We start from the raw sequence: 3,832 nt of genomic DNA on the forward strand, positions 1-3,832 counted from the left end.
ATCTGTCTAGCATCTTGCCACATAAATCTTAGAAATTTCATATCGACGTAAAATTCCACATTGTCACGTAAGCTAGCGGCGTTACATAAAATTTATATTCAAAAGCCTATCTCTAACCTCGATATCCTCCAGGTTTAGTTTGAGTTCATCTCTTAAATATTTTTCCAAATTTTTTCGTTCAAAATCGCTTAACATCGCAAGCGGGATACCGACGAATACCCCATTTTCGCTGTCTAAAAATATTAAGACATATAAATTTATGCTTTTTATCCTACCCCTTAGCCGTAAAACGGCAAAGCATATCAAATCCATCAAATACAATATCCACGAAAAAGCCGTTAAAATAAGCTTTTTAAAGATCCCAATATTTTTATCATAGCTAAATTCTTCTACCGCAAAATCTACGAATTTATAAATCGCTACCTTATCAATACGCGCCATGTCGATAGATTTTTTTGTAACTATCGTTTCTTGATGGTTTGCGGAGGATTTGTTATATTCTATTCTGCCGGGATAGAAGCTTAAAAATTTGTTTTTATTTATACCTAAAAGACCTATTAAGGTTAAAATCCAAACCCCAACCCAGTAATGCCAGTGAATACCCCTAGTGACGAGCTCAAAAACAAGCATGACGATGGACGAAGTAACACCCAGATCGATATAAATCCTGATCCAATAATCTTTGATTATAAAAAGCGGCATTTGCATTAGAGCTTCTTATAGGCTCGCCATCTCCTCGGCGCGTGCGAGAAGCTGCTTTGCGCCTTTGCCGATGAAGATACGCCCAAGCTCGGCGCCTACGCTTTGCCACTGCGATTTTTGCGCGACGATGCTTTGGCGGATGCTTTCGCTGCCGTCGGGTAGGCCCACGATCGCGCTTATGTGGATATTTTCGCCGTCAAGGCGCGCGTTGATGCCGATCGGCACCTGGCAACCGCCCTCTAAAACCCTGACGAAATCCCGTTCCACGGTCGTTTCGATAATCGCGCGCTCATCTTTTAGAAATTCTATTGCGCGCAGGATCTGCGGCTCGTCCACCGCCTCGATGCCGAGCGCTCCTTGCCCCATCGCAGGGATCATCTGCGAGACCTCAAAGGGCGCTACGTGTCTCACTTCGGTGCGTAAATTTAAGCGGTTGATGCCTGCCATCGCCAAGATGATCGCATCAAATTCTCCGTCTTTGAGCTTTCGCAAGCGAGTTTGGACGTTGCCGCGCAAGGAGATTATCTCTAAATCCAGGCGCATGCCAAGCAGCTGCATCTTGCGGCGAAGGCTCGTAGTGCCGACTTTTGCGCCGTGTGGTAGTTCGTCAAATTTGGCGTATTTTTCGCTAATCATCGCATCGCGCGCGTCCTCGCGCGCGCAGATCGCAGCCAGCACGAGCCCTTGCGGAAACTCCACGGGCACATCCTTTAGGCTATGCACGGCGATGTGTGCTTCGCCGCGAAGCATGCTCTCCTCGAGCTCCTTTGTAAAAAGCCCCTTGCCGCCGATCTTTGCAAGCGGCGTGTCTAAAATTTTATCGCCTTTGGTTTTCATGCTTTTTAGCTGCGCTTGGATGCCGCGGGCGTTAAGCAGCGATGCGATGTGCTCGCTCTGCCACAGCGCAAGCACGCTGCCGCGCGTAGCGATGGTTAAATTTCTCATTTTTCCTCTCCTATGCTCTTTCGGATCTCGATTTCGTTCTCTTCGATCACTTCTACGTCGATGACGTCGTCGTTTGTGCGGCGGCGTCGCCAGAATTTTCGTTCGCTTTTTTCGGAATTTTCGCTGCTAGCGTTAAATTTAGGCACGTCGCTGGTGACGCAGTAAAATGACGCGGTGATTATGCAAACGCCTAAAATATCGCCGAAAATACCCGGTGCAATGAGAAAAACGCCGCCTACGACGAAGCCTACGCCGCTTAAAATTTCTTTCGGCGAGATTTTCATTAGATTAAAAAAGCCCATCCACGAGCGGTTTGCTACGACGTATCCGCCTAAAATCGCGCTTATGACGATCTCTACCGCATACGCCGCGAAGCCGTTTGCGCTTACGAAATAATAGGTCGTAAATGCCTCAATTATCAGATATGGAACGATCAAAAGCCTAAACATATTTTTCCTTGAATCATCACTTTAAGCCGCGCCTTTTTAAAGACGCTAAAATTTAATCGCGGATTTTAGCAAATTCCGTCTGAATTTTTAATGTATCGCAAGAGTCCCTCGCAGCCGCGTTTGATATCTGCGTAGCAGCGCTCAAAATCGCGCGTGTAGTATGGATCGGCGATTTGTAGGTGTTCGGGATGGGTTAAATTTGAACCGGCCCCTTTTGAATTTAAGTCGGTTTGCTTTGCTGAGCCTTTGAAATTTCGCGCATCGCAGTCTGTAAAATTTTTCCCTATAAATTCCAAAAGAAATTTTACCTTAGCCATATCCTTACCGCGAAAAATTCGCCCCAGCGAGCGCATATTTTCATAATCCATGCAAAGTATCAGATCGTAGCGCTCGTAGTCTGCGGGCGTGACCTGCACGGCGCGATGCGCTACGAGCGGCACCTTTTGCTCTTTTAGCACGCGCTGCGTTTCGTAATAGGGCGGCGAGCCGATCTCGTCGGCGTGCGTCGCCGCAGAATCCACGCTCACGCGTACTTTAAGCTCGCTTTGATTAATAAAATTTTGCATCACGGACTGCGCCATCGGCGAGCGGCAGATGTTGCCGTGACAGACGAAAAGTAGCCTCATGCGCGCCTACTGCGTGATGATATCGTAGTTTTTCGGAATTGCCGGCTTGAAGATCGCCTCGTTTACCGGCGCGTTTTTGCGGACATTGCTTAGATTGATGACGACCTTATTGTCCATTTTGTCAGTATAGCTGATCTTGCTCGGCAGACCTTCTTTTAGCTCGATGAGATATTTCACATCGTCGAAGCTCGCCTCATAAACGCCGTTTTTATTTGGCTTTGCATTCGCTAGGATAGCGGTTAAATTTGGCGTTTCTTTGATATTCGTGATGATAGCTTGCTCAAGTTCGGGCTCGATTACGACGACCTTTGTGAAGCTAAAAAATATATTTTTTATCGTAGGGGTCTTGTAATGCCACACGGCGTGCTCTTTCGTGGCGCTAAAATCGCCGCCGTAGCTGATTTTCGCATCGTCGCTCTGCACGGTTTGCGAAAAATTTGCGCTCAGTGTATCGAATTCTATCCCGCTTGCGAATGCAAAAATGCAGCTTGCCGCTAAAGAAATAAGAGTTTTTTTCATAAATTTTGCCTTTATTTTTGAAAATTTGCGCGTATTATAGCCGTTTTTCTAGGATTTAATTAAATAGAAACTAAAAATATGTTAATATGCGCGGTTAAAATTTTAAAACTAAGGTTTGAGATGTTTAAAAAGGTCATCCACGGGATTTTCGGTACTAAAAACGATAGGATCGTCAAACAATACGCCAAGCGCGCAGCACAGATCAGTGCGCTTGAAGAAAACTACGCGGCGATGGACGATGCGGCGCTTAAGGCGGAATTTGAAGCGTTAAGAGCGCAAGTTCGCGCGGGCGAAAAGAGCACGGATGACGTGCTTAACGAAGTGTTTGCTATCGTGCGAGAGGCAGGCAAAAGAGTGCTAAATATGCGCCACTTCGACGTTCAGCTAATAGGCGGTTTGGTGCTAAACGACGGCGCGATCGCAGAGATGAAAACGGGCGAAGGAAAGACTCTCGTAGCGACTTTGGCGGTAGTGCTAAACGCGATGGAGGGCAAGGGCGTGCACGTCGTGACCGTAAACGACTACCTGGCCAAGCGCGATGCTGCGCAAATGGGCGAGCTATATGAATTTTTAGGGCTTAGTACCGGTGTG

5 protein-coding genes and 1 pseudogene are annotated in these 3,832 nt (G+C 46.9%); 1 reads left to right on the plus strand and 5 read right to left on the minus strand.

The annotated features are described in order from the left end of the window. Positions 1-81: 81 nt before the first annotated feature. From Q0413_RS04225 to lolA, 5 genes are all read right to left on the minus strand, one after another. Positions 82-702: a hypothetical protein gene (locus Q0413_RS04225; protein WP_298987636.1), complete on the minus strand. Its 621-nt coding sequence runs from the start codon at positions 700-702 to the stop codon at positions 82-84. A 15-nt stretch (positions 703-717) separates the two neighbouring features. Next, positions 718-1,647, minus strand: a complete 930-nt coding sequence (hemC, locus tag Q0413_RS04230; RefSeq protein ID WP_298987637.1) for a hydroxymethylbilane synthase — start codon at positions 1,645-1,647, stop codon at positions 718-720. Further along, positions 1,644-2,096, minus strand: a complete 453-nt coding sequence (locus Q0413_RS04235; protein WP_298987640.1) for an FxsA family protein — start codon at positions 2,094-2,096, stop codon at positions 1,644-1,646. Before Q0413_RS04235 ends, hemC begins: the two co-directional genes overlap by 4 nt. Positions 2,097-2,161: 65 nt before the next feature. Beyond that, complete coding sequence (locus Q0413_RS04240; RefSeq protein ID WP_298987643.1) at positions 2,162-2,722, minus strand: low molecular weight protein-tyrosine-phosphatase; 561 nt, start codon at positions 2,720-2,722, stop codon at positions 2,162-2,164. Between the two features lie 6 nt (positions 2,723-2,728). Next, positions 2,729-3,241, minus strand: a complete 513-nt coding sequence (gene lolA / locus Q0413_RS04245; protein WP_298060841.1) for a LolA-like outer membrane lipoprotein chaperone — start codon at positions 3,239-3,241, stop codon at positions 2,729-2,731. 120 nt (positions 3,242-3,361) lie between these two features. Here lolA and Q0413_RS04250 point away from each other — a divergent pair. After that, a pseudogene (locus tag Q0413_RS04250) lies at positions 3,362-3,832 on the plus strand (preprotein translocase subunit SecA); the annotation flags it as partial.

Origin of the sequence: uncultured Campylobacter sp., from assembly GCF_938045465.1 — a bacterium.
Lineage (GTDB): Bacteria > Campylobacterota > Campylobacteria > Campylobacterales > Campylobacteraceae > Campylobacter_B.

What these genes read in the sequence shown, in the direction of transcription:
- Q0413_RS04235 (WP_298987640.1), bottom strand. Translation starts at nt 2,096, where the DNA reads ATGTTTAGGCTTTTGATCGTTCCATATCTGATAATTGAGGCATTTACG.
- hemC (WP_298987637.1), bottom strand. Translation starts at nt 1,647, where the DNA reads ATGAGAAATTTAACCATCGCTACGCGCGGCAGCGTGCTTGCGCTGTGG.
- Q0413_RS04240 (WP_298987643.1), bottom strand. Translation starts at nt 2,722, where the DNA reads ATGAGGCTACTTTTCGTCTGTCACGGCAACATCTGCCGCTCGCCGATG.
- Q0413_RS04225 (WP_298987636.1), bottom strand. Translation starts at nt 702, where the DNA reads ATGCCGCTTTTTATAATCAAAGATTATTGGATCAGGATTTATATCGAT.
- lolA (WP_298060841.1), bottom strand. Translation starts at nt 3,241, where the DNA reads ATGAAAAAAACTCTTATTTCTTTAGCGGCAAGCTGCATTTTTGCATTC.